Here is a 17,405-nt window from a genome sequence, read left to right as displayed (position 1 = left end):
GGATGCGGACGCTCAGTCCTCAGGAGCGAACCTTTTTTGTTCGAGCGTTCCGAATGCGAGTCCTTGATGGATGCGGACGCTCAGTCCTCAGGAGCGAACCTTTTTTGTTCGAGCGTTCCGAATGCGAGTCCTTGATGGATGCGGATGCTCAGTCCTCAGGAGCGAACCTTTTTTTGTTCGAGCGTTCCGAATGCGAGTCCTTGATGGATGCGGACGCTCAGTCCTCAGGAGCGAACCTTTTTTGAATGCGGAATCCAGTTAGTTGGGGGGATCGAAGCGGTTGACAGACAGCGCAACGCCAATCATCGGTAGCGCGACGCCGAAGCAAATGAGCCACTGATCTAGGTTCATGGGAGCTGTCTCGAAGATGCGATTGATAAACGGAGAATTAGCAAAGATAATCTGCAAAATTACAGCTACGACAATTCCGACACCGAGGGCGGGAGCTCCGCTAACTTTTTCCTGAGAACCGCTAAATTTAGCCATCAAAGAAGGCAACAATTGGCTGAGACTCAGCAGGTAAAAAATTCTGCCCATTACTAAAGCTTGAATCGCCATTGTTCGGGCTAGCGGCAAAGTTCCCCAATCGGCTTGACGCACCCATTCAAACATTCCGAAAATTATCGTCCAATTGTACAGAGAAATAGCTAAGATCCGCTTGATCCGATTTTCTGTGAGGAAAGGTTCGTTGACTGGGCGCGGCTGCTGTTTCATCACTCCGGGAGACTTGGGCTCGAAAGCGAGGGGCACAGTCATGGTGATCGAGTTGAGCATATTCAGCCAGAGGATTTGTAGCGACAAAATCGGCAATTCTCGCCCGAGTAGGGTGCTGAGCAAGATTGTCATTGATTCTCCGCCGTTGACTGGGAGAATGAAGCTGATGGATTTAAGTAGGTTTTTGTAGACCGATCGCCCTTCTTCTACCGCAGACTCGATCGACGCAAAGTTATCATCGGTCAAAATCATGTCGGCGGCTTCCTTAGAAACCTCTGTACCGCTACCCATTGCGATGCCGATATCCGCTTGTTTCAGGGCGGGGGCGTCGTTAACGCCGTCTCCTGTCATGGCGACAATTTCGCCTTTTTGCTGCAAAGCTTCTACGAGGCGCAGTTTTTGTTCTGGGGCGACGCGAGCAAAAACTGAGCCGGCTTCTACGGCTTCGGCTAGTGTGTTTTTGTCCATTTCGGCGAGCTGGGCGCCGGTGTAGGCTACGAGTTCTCTATTGTGTTTGGTTTTGCGGAATCCCATCCGGCGGGCGATCGCCCTAGCGGTAGCGATGTGGTCGCCGGTAATCATTTTAACTTGGATGCCGGCGGTTTGGCAGGCTTGGACGGCGGCGATCGCAGAGGCGCGCGGCGGATCGATCATTCCTTGGAGTCCTAGGAAAATTAGCCCTGATTCTATGTCTGAGTGAGCAACGGAGTTCTGTTCGTCGGGAACGACTTTTTTAGCCAAAGCTAGGACGCGCAAGCCTCGATCGGCCATTGCATCGACTTGGTGGTGAATTTGTTCGCGATCGACTGCTGTCGGATTTCCTTCTGTGTCGAGACTGGAACCGCAGCGCATCAGAATTGATTCGACGGAACCTTTGACATATAAAATTTTGTGGCTTGTCGGAGTTCGGTGCAGTGTCGCCATGTATTGAAACTGAGATTCAAAGGGAATTGAATCGAGGCGCGGCATTGACTTGGACAAGACTTGCTGGGTTAGTTCTGCTTTTTTGGCGACAGCAATTAAAGCTCCTTCTGTCGGATCGCCGACGACAATCCAATCATTATCTTTGAATTCCAGTTGAGAGTCGTTACAAATCATTCCGGCTTGCAAACATTCTTGCAAAGTTGGAGATTGACTGACACTAATTGGGAGTTGGTTGAGTTGAATTTCACCTTCGGGGCTGTATCCCGTACCTGTAACTGAGTAGGATTTGCCGCCAGAATAGATTTCTTGCACCGTCATCTGATTTTCTGTCAAAGTTCCGGTTTTGTCGGAACAGATGACTGTGGCGCCGCCGAGGGTTTCTACGGCGGGGAGTTTGCGGACGATCGCGTGTTTGGCCGCCATTCGGGAAACACCGACGGCTAGGGTGACGGTGATGACGGCGGGGAGGCCTTCGGGAATGGCGCCGACGATGAGGGCGACGGCGGGTTCGACTGCTTCTTTAAAGGCTGAAACTCCGGCTGGGACTGGTCGTCCTAAACGCACTGCAAAGGTCAATGTTGCCATTGCTAGGACGAATAAGAGCCAATTTTGACTGAATTGGTTAAATTTGCGGGTGAGGGGTGTGGTGAGGTCGATGTGGCGATCGAGTAATTGGGAAATTTTGCCGGTTTCGGTGTTGTTGGCGATCGCAATTACGATACCGCTACCTTGGCCGAAGGTAACGAAACTACCCGCGTAAGCCATGTTATCGCGTTCTGCGAGGGGAGTTTCTTGCGGCAAAACTAAGTCTCCCGACTGTCCGAGTTCTTTTTCGACAGCAAGGGATTCGCCTGTAAGTCCCGATTCATCAATTTGTAAGTCGCGCACTTTCACCAAGCGCAAATCGGCGGGCACTTTGTCGCCGGAAGTTAGAGTTACTAAGTCGCCGACAACAAGTTCTTTTGAGGGAACTCTTAATTTTTTGCCGCCCCGAATGACTGTAGCTTCGGTGGTGACTGCTTGGGCTAGGGCTTCAATTTTTTTCTCAGCGCCTGCTTCTTGGATGAAACTAATAGTAGCGTTGGTGGTTGTGACTCCCCAAATGACGCTGGCGTTGAGCCATTCTCCGATTACTGCTTTGATTAAACCTGCACTCAGCAAGATAATTAGCAAAGGTTGGTTGAATTGCAGGATGAATTTTAACCAAGCTGGTTTCCCGGCTCTGACTGTTAGTTCGTTTGACCCAAATTTCTGTTGGCGGCTGGCTGCTTCTGCTGGATCTAAACCGTTTTCCAGATTGGTTTCTAACGTACTTGCAACTTTGGATCTTTCTAAGTAGTGCCAATATTGCTCTGCTACGTCTACATCGTTGGCGGCTTTTGCTGGCATGATTTTTCCTATTTTTTGCTGTGGTGAGATTTGATCGAGCTTTGATCGGCGCGTTCAATACAACTCCTAGCTTGTTGGAGCGTGAATATATTGACCGACTATGAGGTTTGTTGATTGCCTTAATGCGTTGTGAGTTAGATCGATTTTACGACAGATGTGTCTGTTTTTGGCAATTAGGTTTGGGAAATTCTTTTCGGTGCTAAATCTTTTTGGGGAGTTTTACAAATTGGTAAAAAAAGTTACTCAAATCCTTGACATTTGACAAGTTTTAGGCTGTATAGAGTCCTGATCCCTTTAGCATAAACGGTTTGATTCCCGTACTCTGCAACTGTCAATTGTCAACTGTCCACTGCTATATGTCTTCCTTGTCTTGTTAATTGGGCAATTTGCTGCTGTGCCATATTTTCACTATTCTATTGCCCCACGGTCGATCGCGAGTGCGTGTTAAAACCTAGGTTAAACAACAAAATTTTGAGCTCATGGAAATAGTGGTAACGCTGCTGCTGGGTTCGGCGCTGTTTGTCTGGGGAATGCGGTTGGGAAGGGCGTTAGTGCGATCGGGTGTGACGGCTAAGGATCTGTTTAAGGGCCGAAATTCGATCGCCCTGCTGTTTTTGGGTTTTTATATTGGCTTGCTGCTGCTGGCGTTAAATCTGCCTCAAATGCCTGTTTTGCCGATCGAGTGGCGATTCCACGGGATGCGAGTAACTTGGACTCTGCTGCGGGTGATGCTGATGGGAGTCTGCGGGATTGGGTTTACTGTAAGTTGGTTGACGGCGCGATCGCAAGTAATAGCAGTAATTTTAATTGGCTTGTTGGGCTTGGGAGGATTTACAAGCGCTGAATCCTATTTTATGGCACCAATTTATGCTGATTTAATCGATAATTTGCAACCGAATGGCGTGTTTCGCCAAACATCTGACAGCAGTTGCGCGCCGGCGGCTTTAGCAACAGTTTTGAAGCGTTGGGGAATGGATGCGACGGAATCGAGTGTGGCGCGTTTTGCCGGCACAAGTCGTTTGGGAACTTCGATGCCGCAGTTAATTGTAGCAGCAAGAGCTTTGGGAATGCAGGGAATTGAACTAACTCCGAGTTGGGAACAAATGCAGCAAATCAATCGCCCCGGAGTGCTGTCAATTTCGCTGGCTACTGGGGCTATCAAACGGCCGCACGCGGTGGCTTTGCTGGGGATAAATGACAGTGTAGCTATGATTGGCGATCCGGCGCGGGGGAAGATTTTTTATTTCGACAGGCCAACTTTAGCTCGATTTTGGCTGAATAATGAATACGTGCCGATTTTTCGCGCGACTGATATTTTATTAAGTGACAAGCAAGCTGTTGATTATTTGACTAAATTAGGATATAACTCTGGTAATTTGCCAGCAGATATCGAGCGCTTTCAAACAGACAAACAAATGAAAGTCAGCGGCAAATTAGATAGGATGACTGAGTTAATGTTGAGCGGCCCTTTCTTGGAAGGCGTGCCGAGGTTGGATGGGAAATAAGCCAGGAAATGTAGGGGCGGGCGATGCCCTGAGCCTAGTCGAAGGGTTCACCAACCACAAACGCCAATAATTGCTGGCATCAAAAATCCGCCCCCACCAAACAAAAAATCAAAATGTACATTATTAGAAATAAGGTACTTTTTTTGAGTGTTCAAATTAATCATATTTTTTTCTACCAAATTAGCTATTTCTTAAGGCTAAACTCAGCAGGCAATGGTTGTAATTTTTTAGCAATATCTAACAGATAATCTTTGGCTAAGCTATCGAGATTTGTGCTGTTTCTTGATAAATATGAACTTAAAAATATAGGTTTAGAAAGCCCTTTAAGTGTGACCCCTGCTATCTCATAATTTAATAAATATGGATAAATATCTTGAAAAACGGCATCTGCTAAATTGCAATCGAATAGCTCGACAAATGCAAAAATAACTTGTCTAGTATCAAAAAAATAACAACTTCCTAGGAGTTCCTGTTCTGGACTGATGTAAAAAGTTTGCTTTGTACGGTGGCCAGAACTTTTCCATAACAGTTCTCCCATATTTTGCCTGCACAAAACTCAAATATGTAACTGCTGGTTTTCATATACACCAGCAACAAAACCCCGAAATAAATCGTAGGGTTCTCTGGGAATCGTTTGACCATTAAGCGATTTGTATTTTATTGAAGGAAAAAGAGGCTGGCTGGGAAGCTTAAGCAATCGCTGCAACTCAGAAAACCGGGTAATGGTTTTGGGCAAATATTTTTTGACTCTCCCATAGTTCAGTAAGGGATTAAGTTCTTCGATATATTGACACTCTAACTCGTTCAATTCAGAAACGGAAGCTAGAATATATTTAATAACAATTTTATCCAATCCTTTTCTAGCAAGTTGCTTGTAGCGGTGATGGCTCGCTCCTGCCCAACGTTTGCGTAAGTTCTTGGCTTGACCAATATAAAATAATTGTTCGCGTTCACCGACCACGAAATAAATACCTGGATGGTCAGGAAGCTGGTGGCGAAGACGTAGGGTTAACTGCCCAGACATAGGATCTAGACTACTTGGATTCATAATTTTATTCCCTGTTGCTAAGTTATCTTGATTGTACCTGAAACTCAGTAGATTTAACCACATTCATCCCCGCCTGCGCGAATCTTAAAAAAGCCGCATCTGCTTGTTCAGTAAAATCAACAACACCAGGAACAACCACCGGCGAAGTACAATCTTCCAACAAATAAACCTTCCTAGCCAACATAGAATCCCGCGCCACAATTTCAGTCAACAAATCATCAATCGTCCAAGCAACACAGTGACTCTTCGCTTGTCCCGCAATAATTACCGCATCAAACTCTAACAACTTATCAATAAACGCAGCATTTTTATGAGCAATCGGATTTCCGTCGGCCCCATCTAACACTTCCGGCTGCAAAACCGAATAGTTTTCAGTTAAGGGATTCCCACCTTTAATCTCAAAAAGTGCTTGACTGTTGCGCGCCATACTGTGAAAAAATATCGCTTCTTCCACGGCGGAAACCAGGGCGTGTCCGATGCCGCCCAACATCGAGTGATAGGGCCAAATTGTCAAGGGAAATTTGCCATTGTCGCTGAGTTTCTGCACGTAGTGAAGGCAGTGTTTTTGTAGTTCCGCATAATTCCCGCCCGCGATGCTATCGGCGACGGCTGGGTTGACTTTCCAAATTCCTTGCTGCACATCTTCTAGAGTAATTAATGTGGCGGCGGGAATGGGGTTTTCGCCTGCATCATCGATCCAAAATATGGGATGGAAAATTTGCATAGCGGTGTGCGTATCCATCGTCGGCGCAATCGTGGTAATTGCGTTTAAGTTGCGATAGATGAATTCGCACAGCCGCAAGTTGTCATCAACAGCACCGCTACCGGAACGCCCGCCGACAAATAGTTCAAATTCCGGTACGCAAAATGTATTTTGGGCATCAATTATTAGCAAACAAATTCGCTTTTCGTCGCTAGCTGCTGGCTGAATACTATGTTTCCAGGCCCAATTATTAGCTTCAGTCGCTCTTTCTTGATAGGGAACTCGCCAGATTTCACTGATTTTATGGGCGTCGAAATATTCTGGAATTGGGAGTTGTGCTTTTGTGGTCATGGTTGATATCGTAAGTTAACAACGGGTGCATCTGGTTTTTGAATAGGGCTATAGCATGACCGCAGATCAGTTATTAGTTATAATCTCATATTGAATGCGGTCATGCTTCCCCCCTACACATATATTTGCTTGCGCATGAGATGCACCCGTTAACAACTGCTATATAATGCTGGTATCTATCTATTTATCGGTCAATTATGGAGCCAGAAGCAAATCAGATTTCTAGCAGGTATACTTTTAAACGCAGATTGTTGTTTTTGTCGATCGCCCTTGCAGTCCCTCTTTTAATTGTAGCAACTAGATCCGCCTACGTTCAAGGACTGTTAAGAGCTGTTTTAATCCAAATCGAGCATTTAGGCGTCTGGGGCCCGATCGCCTTTATCGCTACCTACAACTTCGCTACGATACTATTTATACCTGGTTCCGTGCTGACCTTGGGAGGCGGAGTGCTGTTTGGGCTGTGGTGGGGTTCGATATACGTGTTAATCGCCGCCACCTTAGGGGCGACCTTTGCTTTTCTGATCGGGCGATACCTGTCGCGCGATCGCGTGCTAAGATATATGGAAGCTCACCCAAAGTTCAAAGCCCTCGATCGCGCCGTTGCTAAAGAAGGATTAAAAATAGTCTTTTTGACTCGTCTTTGTCCTTTATTTCCTTTCAATTTATTGAATTACGCTTTGGGGATTACTCAGGTTTCTTTGAAAGATTATGTATTAGGTTCTTCCGGCATGATTCCGGGAACCGTGATGTACGTTTACTCAGGTTCTTTGGTAGGAAATATTGCAGCTATATGTACGGCAAATCAGCCTGCAAATCCTCAAGCCGAACTTGTAAAATGGTTGATTAATACCATCAGTTTTACGGCTGCTGTCGCCGTCACCCTCTATATAACTCGGATTGCTCGCAAGGCTTTAGATGAAACTATTTAATTAGGAACATTTGCTCATGTCGCAGTCAAAAGTCGATCGCGTAACAGTCCCCCCGATGGACGAATACAACCAAAAATTAGTCTCCTACTTGCATCCGCCAGATTGGGTAAACCCGCAGCCCGCTAGCAGCTACAACTTAGTAGTAATTGGCGCGGGCCCCGCCGGATTAATTGTAGCTGCGGGCGCCGCAGGTTTGGGTGCAAAAGTTGCTTTAATTGAAAAACATTTGATGGGTGGCGACTGTTTGAATGTCGGTTGTGTCCCGTCAAAGGCTTTAATTCGATCGGCTCGGGCTGTCGGCGAGATCTGGAATGCGAGTAAATTTGGGATTAATGTTTCTAACAGTGCAGAAGTGGATTTTGCTGCTGTCATGGAAAGGCTGCGCCGGATTAGGGCCCGAATCAGCGATGTTGATTCTGCCGATCGCTACCAGCACAAATTAGGAGTCGATGTTTTCCTAGGTTCCGGTCGCTTTACTAGCAATTCTACCATAGAAGTTGCAGGTCAAACTCTTAAATTCAAAAAAGCAGTAATTACCACAGGCGCAAGGGCGCTAGAACCGCAAATTCCTGGTTTGCAGGAAGCTGGATATTTGACAAATGAAACTGTATTTAACCTCACAGAAAAACCTCAGCGTTTGGCGGTAATTGGCGGTGGGCCGATCGGCTGCGAATTAGCTCAAGCCTTCCGCAGGCTGGGTTCGGAAGTCGTGCTGCTGCACAAAAATGCTCAGATTTTGGACAAGGAAGATGTCGATGCTGCTAACATCGTGCAGCAGGCTTTTGTGACAGAAGGAATTCAGGTAATTCTAGAATCCAAAATAGAGCGCGTTGAGCAAACAAATGCAGGCAAAGTCATTTATTATCAATGCCAGGGTAAGGAAGCATCGGTAACAGTAGATGAGATTATTGCGAGTGCGGGACGATCGCCCAATGTGGAAGGATTGAATCTGGAGGCTGTGGGCGTTGAATACGATACAGGAACCGGCGTAGTTGTCAACGACAACTTGCAAACAACTAATCCCCGCATTTACGCCGCCGGTGACATTTGCATGAAGGATAAATTTACCCATGCTGCTGATTTTGCCGCCAGAATGGTCATCCAAAATACGCTGTTTTTAGGGCGCAAAAAGCTCAGCGCTTTGACGATACCTTGGTGTACTTATACTAGCCCAGAGGTAGCGCGTGTCGGCATGGGCGATCGCGAATTGCAAGCCGCGGGGATTGATTTCGATACGTTTTTGATTCCTTTCGATACAGTCGATAGAGCAATTATAGACGGCGAAGAAGAAGGATTTGTGAAAATCTACGTCAAGAAAGGCAGCGACAAAATATTAGGTGCAACTATTGTAGCACGACACGCTGGCGATATGATCGGTGAGATTACTATGGCAATGGTTAACAATATTGGTTTGGGGAAAATTGCGAGTGTAATTCACCCATATCCGACGCAAGCAGACGCGATTCGCAAAGCTGGGGATGCCTACAATCGCACTCGTTTGACACCGTTTGTCAAGAATTTATTCAATCGCTGGCTGGCTTGGACGCGATAGATTGAAATGTATTCAACCAACACCAGGTACAATTGAACCGTAGGGGCGGGTTCACCGAAATCTCGAACGCAAATCCAACAATCTGATAAACCCGCCCTGCCCCCGCCCAATTTTACATCAACATTTTATCCAATAAATTAAGGGTAGATTTGTATTTGCGATCGGGTGGGGGCGGGTTTACGAGATGATTCATTTTCGCCATAGAGGGTTGGCGAACCCGCCCCTACGCGGATTGCGGTTTTCGACATTCCCATTTACGTTTCTGTTTCTGTTTCTGTTTCAAATTGAACGCCTTCATACAAAAGTTCGATCGGCAAATCAAACCCAATACTTGATAAAGTAATAATCTCCCCAGCAGTGTAAGCATAGTAAAGCCACATTCTGCCCTCTCCGCGACAGTAACGTTCAGCGGAGATTTTTTCTGAGTCAATCAAGATATACTCTTGCAAGCTCGGAATTTTCAGGTAACAAGTGAATTTTTCATCCCGATCTTTAGCACTTGTACTGGGGGAGAGAACTTCCACAATGATTTTAGGATTCTGAATAAACTTGCGGGAATTCAAGTCTTGAGAATCGCAACTGACTATGACATCAGGATAGTAGTAACGGCTTTGAAAACTGACTTGCAATTTCACATCTGACACGTTCATCCGACAACCTCTGGAACGCAGATGCGGGCGTAATGCAGTATAAAAGTTAAGTGCAAGATCGTTATGGGGAATTGTACTTCCCGTCATGGCAAAAACTTCGCCGTTGACATATTCGTGGCGAATCTCTTGTTGAGCTTCCCATTCGAGATATTCCTCAACGGTCATTTTTTGGGGTGCTTGGGGAATAGCTATCATCACAAAATTTTTGTTAATGTTACTTTGATTATAGCATTAGATATTGCTGTAGCCTCACCCGCACTCACTTGACCGATCGATTAAATTCAATCTATTTTCATACCCCCGCATTATCTTCTGTAATACGTACCTTAACCTTTCAAAGTCAGCATCTTCTAAAGAGAAAGTAATTGCAACCTCATCGCATTCTAGAAGAGTTATAGTATCGGAACCAAAGCGAACAGTAAATCCCTCGCGACTAAGAGTAACCCAATCGATGCCTACATCTTCTGTCCAGTATTCATCGTCGAATTCTGCATAGATGTTTTTTCTGTTAGGAACAGTCTCTTCTTCAGATTCTTCTTGTCGTGTCAGGATGAAATAATGTTCGCCCCCCTTAGCTTCAGAAAAACCCACATACAAATTGGCTTCAATAGCCTCAACGCAAGGGGCAAAAAATTCAGTTTTCATAATTTTAAAAATCCCCTTCATCAACTTGAAATACAGTCAATCCCAACGACCTCCACATATCAACAACTTGCTGGCGATCGTCCAATACAAACTTAACATTATATTGTCCTGCAATATGCTGCTGATAGATTTCCTCCTTCATAATCGCATCCTTCCTCATATCCCCAGTTTTCCGCATATAGAGGCCTGCATAATTGACCTCGTATTGCCGCAACCATTGTTCAGTCTGAGGTTGACAGTCATCGGTTCTACCCGATACTACGATAATATTAACGCTAGACTGCCACTTGCGGACGGTATCTAAGACGGGCTGATTCGGTAAATCGCGATCGCACTTTGAAGCATCAAAAGGATTTCTACCATTGAGAAGCGCTAATGTACCGTCCATATCCACAAGAATTGCATCCGGCAAATCCGGGTTGTATTCCGGCGGCGCAACCGGAACCCGCACGTACTTATTGTACATTTTCATTATCACATCTTTACCCACCGAATTAAGTCTTTTCAAATCCCGTTTAATACACTCCTCCACCGGAACTTGCAGGAAAGAATCATTAACTTCCACGATGGCTTTACCCTTAACCAACTCCTTGATATGCTCGATGTGAGGCCCGAAATTAGTATCATCAACAATCACGTGCTTGCCACTTTCCAAAGCCATCAGAATAATCGTATCTCTCAACTGCACAATAAACTTTTCATTCGCCGGAGACCAATGAGAAGCGTGAGCCATTTCTCGAAGTAAATCTTTATTGCTACGCACCCACCGTGCAGGTTCAGACAGCAGCAATTCTCTCGCAAATTGAGATTTTCCAGAAGCAGGTAAGCCGACAAGTACAATAACTCTTTTCATGGTAAATTGGTAATTGGGCATTGGGCATTGGCTTGCGCAGGGCATTGGCTTGCGCAGGGCATTGGGCATTGGGAATAGTATTTCACCGTAGGGTGCGTCGCCGCCGAAAAGCTCTAAATCAAGCTCGACAATCTCATAGCGACGCACCTTAAACAATAGTTCGCTTGGAGTTCTACTTTATATGACTGCAAACCATCGATTAGTGTATTTACAAACCTAAATTGATATAATCCAAACCCAATAACTCCTCTATCTTATGAATCGTAACATCGCGGAGAGCTTCTTTCACTCCGGCAACCCTGCGAGCCCGCAAAGAAAACAAAATCCCAGAATACGGCAAATGCTTGACAGCTAACGCAAAATCTTTCTGAACTTCGATATGTTCGTGCTGTCGGTAAACCTCCTCGATTTCTTGAACTAACAATTCATATTTACTCTTAACTTTTTGATACAAGTCAATCCACTCGGGAAAATAAGCTAAAAACTCTTCTCCTTCATTAGTCAAAACAATTTCGATCATCCGCCGCGTCGAAAACCCTTCGCGAAGGTGGGAAATCGCCACATATTGCGGAGACTTAACCTTAACTCGGTTGAAGTTAGCATCGCAGATAATATACCCTTCCGAATCCATCGGATCTAAATGTTGAGCCGCTTCGATAACTTCTTTCCAGCTAGTTAAAGGATAGGATGCTACCAACTCCCAGCCATATTTATTTGCCCAGATACTGGGGTCAGTTTCTAGAAGTGTTTGAGTGTTGCGAACCCCGTGCAGGACAATTTGATTATTTTTTTGCTGCACAACTATTCTATTGTAAGGCGTCATCAACTCAAAGATAAAACACTCGTCGGTGGCTTCCGGTAATTGATATCCCAATTCTTGCCAGACTTTCCAAAATAGTTCGGCAAAGCTGAATCCAAAACCGTTAACTTCACCCGCTGCATCGGGAGTGCCGCTAGATTGCACTCTCCATTCTCCGTTATAAAAATACAGTACAGTTAGAGAACCGTCTAGTTTTTCGTAAACTTTGGCGCGACTCCAATCAATTGCTGCGGCGTGGCCTTCCCCGTAGTTAAAAAATTTGTCGTAGGGATAAGAAACAATCTGCCAATCTTGAGACTCATCTAAAATAATGCCCCGGCACTGCTGGACTATTTTTTCGCCCAGCGGGGATTCTATCTGCGAGTATTTCAGACAGACTAAATCGGGATATTGGCGGTGGCGGGTAACTTTGATATGATAAGTTTCGCACAAAGTTTCTAATCCGTGCTGGCGTAAATACTCTTGCAGTTCCACGTTCGACTCCTAAATTACTCGCCTTCTCTATCTTATCTCTTACTGCATATTTCCGTGCATTTGTAAATAAAATTTAAACTGGCTTTTTTCCTGAATGCCTGTTGTGGCTTTTGTATTTTGGAGTTGTGTTGTAAATTAAGTGAACACGGTTCAGTGCAAAACTAGACTGTTTCGACATTGAGGACAAAAATAGTGAACAATAAATTATTACTTTTGGCGACTTCTGCCTGCGTATTGACTGCTTTGGTACCTGTATCGCAAGTTTTTGGTGCGGGATCATTGCCGCAGATGCTGGCGGAAACAAAGCCTGTTGCTCAAGCTGATGCTGCTGTGCCGGTCAGTGAAATTTTGCCAAAGTTAAAAGGTAAAACACAAGTGCCAATTTTTATCCCCAGCTTGGTTCCTGTTTCGCAGAAACTTTACTATCAAACCCAAAGTAAACCCGACAGCTATAGTGTTTCTATGGAGTTTACAGCAGATTGCAAAGGTACGGGAGCTTGCACTCTTGGGGAAATTAGAGGTCAAAAAGGTGGTGAGTTTTCTACTAAAATGGAAGGGGTAACTAAGACGTTAAAAACTGTTCAACTTGCGGGCGGAGTGAAAGGAAATTTTCACAACGGTTGCGGGGCTTACTGTACGGCAAGTCTTGAGTGGAAAACTCAGGGTTTTATGTATACTGTAGCCCTTAAAAACGGACTGGAAGCAGATGTAATTAAGATTGCAAATTCTGCTATTCAAGCTGGGAAACGCTAAGAGGATTTTCGTTTTTTGATTGGGTATTTTTTACTCGTTTAATCACAAGTATCCGAAGAGAGGAACGAAGCAATCTTAGTCTTGACGATTGCTTCGTTCCTCTCTTGGGACAGACAATATATATTTTTGTAGCCGGGAAGTTAACCAGTTAAAGAATGTACTATAGTTTTTTTGCGCTTACCTACTGAGAGGGAAATTAGGATGAGGGGAAGATGGCTATTTGGGGCGATTTTTGCTGGTGTGGGGACTGCTTTGACGATCGCACTTTTGACGCCCAACTCCGCGCTAGCACGTCCAGAAGTGTCTGTGACCGAAATTCGCTGGTTTAATTATACCTCCAAAGATGGCTGGCAATCCATCCAATTTATTGTGCCCGATCGCAATACTGCACAATCTGTTAGCAGCCGCAAGCTGCGCCCCTACGACGTTCATATTGCCAAGATGTTTGAGATTTCGCGTTTTTTGTGCGATCGCGATCGGACTTCTGAAGGTTACAATTGGTCTTACCAAGCCGAAAATGGCAACATTGACATGGGAAGCTTCAAAATTAGCTGCCAGAGAGCCCGCTCCACAGCCGCAACTTACGGATTAGGCAAACCGGAAAATACAGTCATTCGCCGCAACTTCGACCTTAACAAGGGTCGCCCTTCTATTGCCGTAGAAAAATATTATATTCCCACTCTGAACGTTAGTAAAAATAGAGTTTTGCAGTGGATAGATTTTGTCCAAAAGTTCCCCCCAATTCCCGATAAGTCAGGTGCAAATCAAGCTAAAAATCGTTTTCCTGCGAACAACATCTTTCAGCAAATCAAAGGCAAAACGCGAGTCCCTATTTTCCTCCCCAATATACTGCCTTTATCTGACACTCAGCAACTAGATTTTGATGTGCAAGCGGGTTCCCACGGCTACATTGTTGAAATGTATTTAGGCAAAGGATGCCGTGGAGGAGCCTGTACTTTTGGCAGCATCGAAGCGAAAAGAGATGAACCGTTTTCGCCTCCTTCACAATTGCCCAGAGATATTTATAGAAGCATTGAATTGGCAGGCGGAATCAGAGGAATTTATTTCAATAGTTGCGGTGCTTACTGCACTGCTTCTGTGGAGTGGCAAAGGCTGGGGGTGCTGTATCGAGTAAGTGTCAAAAATGGACGGCAGTCAGATGTTGTTGCGATTGTAAATTCTGCACTTCAAGCAGGACAACGTTAATACTATTTTCGATTGGCGATTCCAGTTGATGTACAATTAAAGTGTACCGAAAAAACCAATAAGATGCCTGCGATTAGCGTTGAAGAAGCCAAGCAGAATCTGCAAGCTATCTTGGAAAAGGAAGAGAAATGGTATCGCCTGCTTCTCGATCGACACGACATAAAAAGTAACGGGCTACATCAAGAGCATTTTTCAGGGTTTTAGGACTTTAGTAATTTGACCAATTAACTTTTGATGGTACTCTATTAGCCTGGTTGAGAAGTTCGATCGCAATTACATCGCCCTTTTCCCCTCCTGTCTATATTTCTCTCTCCAAATCCCGCCACCTTTGAGCTAACTCTGCCGCCGGCTTCTACCGCATTCATCCGCATTAACTATACGAAAATCATACATCCTCGGCTGCCTTTGGCTCGGAATGCCGATCGGCTCAAGCCACCCAAGCCAACGCAAAATTGGAAACACCCTCAAAGCTCGCTGCTGCTACGGGTCAATATCTGGTATTGCTATTTGATCGCCCGAATTGTCCCAACCAGCAATTAAAGTCCCCACCTGCGGTACGCTAGATCAGGTGAATATACTGGCTCATTTCAAGCTATCCTGCGATCGATCTTATGTCCCCAACCACATCTGCCCCTTCCCGAACCGTCCGCATCGGTTCTCGCAAAAGCCAACTCGCCCTCGTTCAAACCCACTGGGTGCAAGCAGAGCTACAGAAACACTTCCCGGAACACACTTTTGAAGTCCACACCATGTCCACCCAAGGGGACATAATTCTTGATGTCGCCCTCGCTAAAATTGGCGATAAAGGACTTTTCACCAAAGAATTAGAAACGGGAATGCTGAACAACGAAACGGACTTTGCCGTTCATTCCCTCAAAGATTTGCCTACCAATTTACCCGAAGGTTTAATTTTAGGATGCGTCACCGAACGGGAAAATCCCGCTGACGCCCTCGTAGTTCACTCCAAGCACAAAGACAAGCAACTCGACACCCTCCCAGAAGGTTCCGTAATCGGCACTTCTTCCCTGCGCAGGCTGGCTCAACTGCGGCACCATTTCCCTCATTTTGTATTCAAAGATATTCGCGGCAATCTCAATACTCGACTCGCTAAATTAGATGATGGCGGTTACGACGCGATTATTCTAGCAGTCGCCGGACTCGAAAGATTGGGAATGGGCGATCGCATCCACCAAATTATCGCTCCTGAAATCTCCCTCCACGCCGTCGGACAAGGTGCTTTGGGCATCGAATGCCGCGCCGGAGACACAGAAATCATGGCAGTAATTAAAGCTCTCGAACACTCCGAAACCGCCCAAAGATGTTATGCTGAACGCGCATTTCTGCGGGAATTAGAAGGCGGCTGTCAAGTACCCATCGGCGTCAATACCAAAATAGAAAACGGTCAATTAACCTTAACCGGCATGGTATCCAGTCTCGACGGCCAGCGATTCGTCAAAGATACTGTTTCCGGCGCAGCCGAGACTGCTGAAATGCTGGGAATAGACCTCGCCCACCGCCTGCGCGCCCAGGGAGCCAGTGCAATTTTAGAGGAAATATTTGTCGAAGTTCAACGCGGTTCATAAATGCGATCGGCATCTATTTGTCAATGCTTTGAGACCCGAAACATCGCCTTTTGTAAAATAAAAATAATTGGCGGTTTTCTTTTGCTTTCACAGGTACAATAGCAGTCTGATTGTAGATTTTAGATAGATGGTGATTTAAAATAAAATTGCCGATTTCACAAATATCTGACTAATTTAGGACGCTCCGCACGGGTGTTGAGAAACCCGGTTTATGGATGGATGCCTTGCTGTAAAGCCCAGGATTTTTCGTAGAAACCGGGTTTCTTTGCATCACCCCGATAGTCAATATACCAACCCAAAATCTACAATCAAACCTCGACAATAAACCAGCAACCTATTTCAGGGAAATGCAAAATATGAGCGCTCAGGAAACTCAATTAAAGCTAGAATTGGCAAAATTTCAGCAACTTTATCGCAAAATGCAGGCAGATCGAAAAGCTTTGCAGCAGCAATTGAAAGAGTTTAAAAGCCAGACGGGAAACTTTTCCGATGTAGTCGAGCAAGTCTTGCCCTCGGTAGTTTCAGTTTACGTGATGGATTGGGATACAGGAGAAGAGATTTCCTCCGGAAGCGGCTTTTTTGTATCCCCCGACATAATTGTCACTAACTATCACGTTGTCGAAGATATTGCCGATGAAGATTACTTCTACGAGGAAGATGAAGTCGAACAGGTTTTAGTCGAAACTCACGACGGAAAGTTGAGAATGGCAGAGGTGGTATTTACTGGTAATGCGGAAGAGGATTTAGCATTGCTTTTGATTACTGGTTTTATCATCGATCCGAAAACAGGAGAACAAGTAGAATCTCCCGAAGAATATCCTCCCCTAGAGTTGTCTTTTGATGTGAAAGTTGGCGATCGAGTAATTGCTGTGGGAAATCCTTTGGGCCAGTTGGCGGCAACGGTAACTCAGGGTATTATTAGTGAAATTCGCGAACCCGATGAGTATGAGGAAGGCGACGAAGATGATGATGATATTGCTGAGGTGAAGGTGTTGCAAACTGATGCGGCGATTAATCCGGGAAATTCGGGCGGCCCGTTGATTAATATGGCCGGTCAAGTTGTTGGGGTGAATACGTGGGGGTTGGAAGATGCTGATAGTATTAATTTGGCGATCGCCTCCGTTGCTTTGGATGACTTTTTAGCTGGATTTGAAGAAACTTTTGAGGGTGAGCCTGATGAGGAATAGTCAGTTATAGCCTTTCCAGCGAAAGATGAGGTACTCATGGCCTCCGTGGCCTCCGTGGCCTCCGTGGCCTCCGTGGCCTCCGTGGGCATACCTCACTTTTTTGATAACGGCTATAATTG

Annotated in this window: 16 protein-coding genes; 8 read left to right on the top strand and 8 right to left on the bottom strand. The window is 45.4% G+C overall.

Annotation, left to right across the window (positions count from 1 at the left end; genetic code table 11):
• Positions 1–258: 258 nt before the first annotated feature.
• Positions 259–3,027, bottom strand: coding sequence for a cation-translocating P-type ATPase (locus QUB64_RS15655; protein ID WP_333271460.1), 2,769 nt, complete (start codon positions 3,025–3,027; stop codon positions 259–261).
• Between the two features lie 479 nt (positions 3,028–3,506).
• Between QUB64_RS15655 and QUB64_RS15650 the strand changes: the two genes are divergently transcribed.
• The gene (locus QUB64_RS15650; RefSeq protein ID WP_333271458.1) at positions 3,507–4,532 is read left to right on the top strand and encodes a cysteine peptidase family C39 domain-containing protein; all 1,026 of its coding nucleotides are present in this window, start codon (positions 3,507–3,509) and stop codon (positions 4,530–4,532) included.
• Between the two features lie 184 nt (positions 4,533–4,716).
• Here QUB64_RS15650 and QUB64_RS15645 read toward each other — a convergent pair whose 3' ends face one another.
• Genes QUB64_RS15645 through QUB64_RS15635 form a run of 3 tightly spaced genes read right to left on the bottom strand, consistent with a single transcriptional unit; the run spans position 4,717 to position 6,634 of the window.
• Positions 4,717–5,070 (bottom strand): hypothetical protein, encoded by a 354-nt coding sequence (locus tag QUB64_RS15645; protein WP_333271456.1) that lies wholly within the window; start codon positions 5,068–5,070, stop codon positions 4,717–4,719.
• Positions 5,071–5,088: 18 nt separating this feature from the next.
• Positions 5,089–5,580, bottom strand: a complete 492-nt coding sequence (locus QUB64_RS15640; protein ID WP_333271455.1) for a GIY-YIG nuclease family protein — start codon at positions 5,578–5,580, stop codon at positions 5,089–5,091.
• 22 nt (positions 5,581–5,602) lie between these two features.
• Positions 5,603–6,634 (bottom strand): isochorismatase, encoded by a 1,032-nt coding sequence (locus QUB64_RS15635; RefSeq protein WP_333271454.1) that lies wholly within the window; start codon positions 6,632–6,634, stop codon positions 5,603–5,605.
• A 197-nt stretch (positions 6,635–6,831) separates the two neighbouring features.
• Between QUB64_RS15635 and QUB64_RS15630 the strand changes: the two genes are divergently transcribed.
• Together QUB64_RS15630 and QUB64_RS15625 are read left to right on the top strand one after the other, a co-directional pair.
• Positions 6,832–7,563 carry a TVP38/TMEM64 family protein gene (locus tag QUB64_RS15630; RefSeq protein ID WP_333271452.1) on the top strand — a complete coding sequence of 244 codons (732 nt, stop codon included), beginning with the start codon at positions 6,832–6,834 and terminating at the stop codon, positions 7,561–7,563.
• A gap of 16 nt (positions 7,564–7,579) precedes the next feature.
• A complete protein-coding gene (locus QUB64_RS15625; RefSeq protein ID WP_333271449.1) occupies positions 7,580–9,115 on the top strand; it encodes a mercuric reductase in 1,536 nt (511 codons plus the stop codon).
• 254 nt (positions 9,116–9,369) lie between these two features.
• Here QUB64_RS15625 and QUB64_RS15620 read toward each other — a convergent pair whose 3' ends face one another.
• The 4 genes from QUB64_RS15620 to QUB64_RS15605 form a co-directional block, all read right to left on the bottom strand.
• Positions 9,370–9,960, bottom strand: a complete 591-nt coding sequence (locus QUB64_RS15620) for a Uma2 family endonuclease (protein WP_333271447.1) — start codon at positions 9,958–9,960, stop codon at positions 9,370–9,372.
• 54 nt (positions 9,961–10,014) lie between these two features.
• On the bottom strand, positions 10,015–10,410 hold the full coding sequence (locus tag QUB64_RS15615; protein ID WP_333271444.1) for a hypothetical protein: 396 nt from the start codon (positions 10,408–10,410) through the stop codon (positions 10,015–10,017).
• 4 nt (positions 10,411–10,414) lie between these two features.
• A complete protein-coding gene (locus tag QUB64_RS15610; protein WP_333271442.1) occupies positions 10,415–11,284 on the bottom strand; it encodes a phosphatase domain-containing protein in 870 nt (289 codons plus the stop codon).
• A 187-nt stretch (positions 11,285–11,471) separates the two neighbouring features.
• Complete coding sequence (locus QUB64_RS15605; protein WP_333271439.1) at positions 11,472–12,557, bottom strand: T4 RnlA family RNA ligase; 1,086 nt, start codon at positions 12,555–12,557, stop codon at positions 11,472–11,474.
• A gap of 192 nt (positions 12,558–12,749) precedes the next feature.
• Here QUB64_RS15605 and QUB64_RS15600 point away from each other — a divergent pair, with 192 nt between their 5' ends.
• The 5 genes from QUB64_RS15600 to QUB64_RS15580 all read left to right on the top strand — a co-directional run bounded on the left by QUB64_RS15600 (position 12,750) and on the right by QUB64_RS15580 (position 17,286).
• Positions 12,750–13,310, top strand: coding sequence for a hypothetical protein (locus tag QUB64_RS15600; RefSeq protein WP_333271436.1), 561 nt, complete (start codon positions 12,750–12,752; stop codon positions 13,308–13,310).
• 201 nt (positions 13,311–13,511) lie between these two features.
• Positions 13,512–14,516 carry a hypothetical protein gene (locus QUB64_RS15595; protein ID WP_333271433.1) on the top strand — a complete coding sequence of 335 codons (1,005 nt, stop codon included), beginning with the start codon at positions 13,512–13,514 and terminating at the stop codon, positions 14,514–14,516.
• A 63-nt stretch (positions 14,517–14,579) separates the two neighbouring features.
• A complete protein-coding gene (locus QUB64_RS15590) occupies positions 14,580–14,720 on the top strand; it encodes a hypothetical protein (protein ID WP_333271430.1) in 141 nt (46 codons plus the stop codon).
• 407 nt (positions 14,721–15,127) lie between these two features.
• Entirely contained in the window at positions 15,128–16,099 is a 972-nt protein-coding gene (gene hemC / locus QUB64_RS15585; RefSeq protein ID WP_333271427.1) for a hydroxymethylbilane synthase, read from the top strand.
• A 356-nt stretch (positions 16,100–16,455) separates the two neighbouring features.
• Complete coding sequence (locus QUB64_RS15580) at positions 16,456–17,286, top strand: S1C family serine protease (protein WP_333271424.1); 831 nt, start codon at positions 16,456–16,458, stop codon at positions 17,284–17,286.
• Positions 17,287–17,405 lie beyond the last annotated feature (119 nt).

Origin of the sequence: Microcoleus sp. Aus8_D2 (assembly GCF_036702665.1) — a bacterium.
Classification (GTDB): Bacteria; Cyanobacteriota; Cyanobacteriia; order Cyanobacteriales; family Microcoleaceae; genus Microcoleus.
Note: the sequence above shows the minus strand (reverse complement) of the source record. Positions and strands in the feature narration are given on the sequence as shown.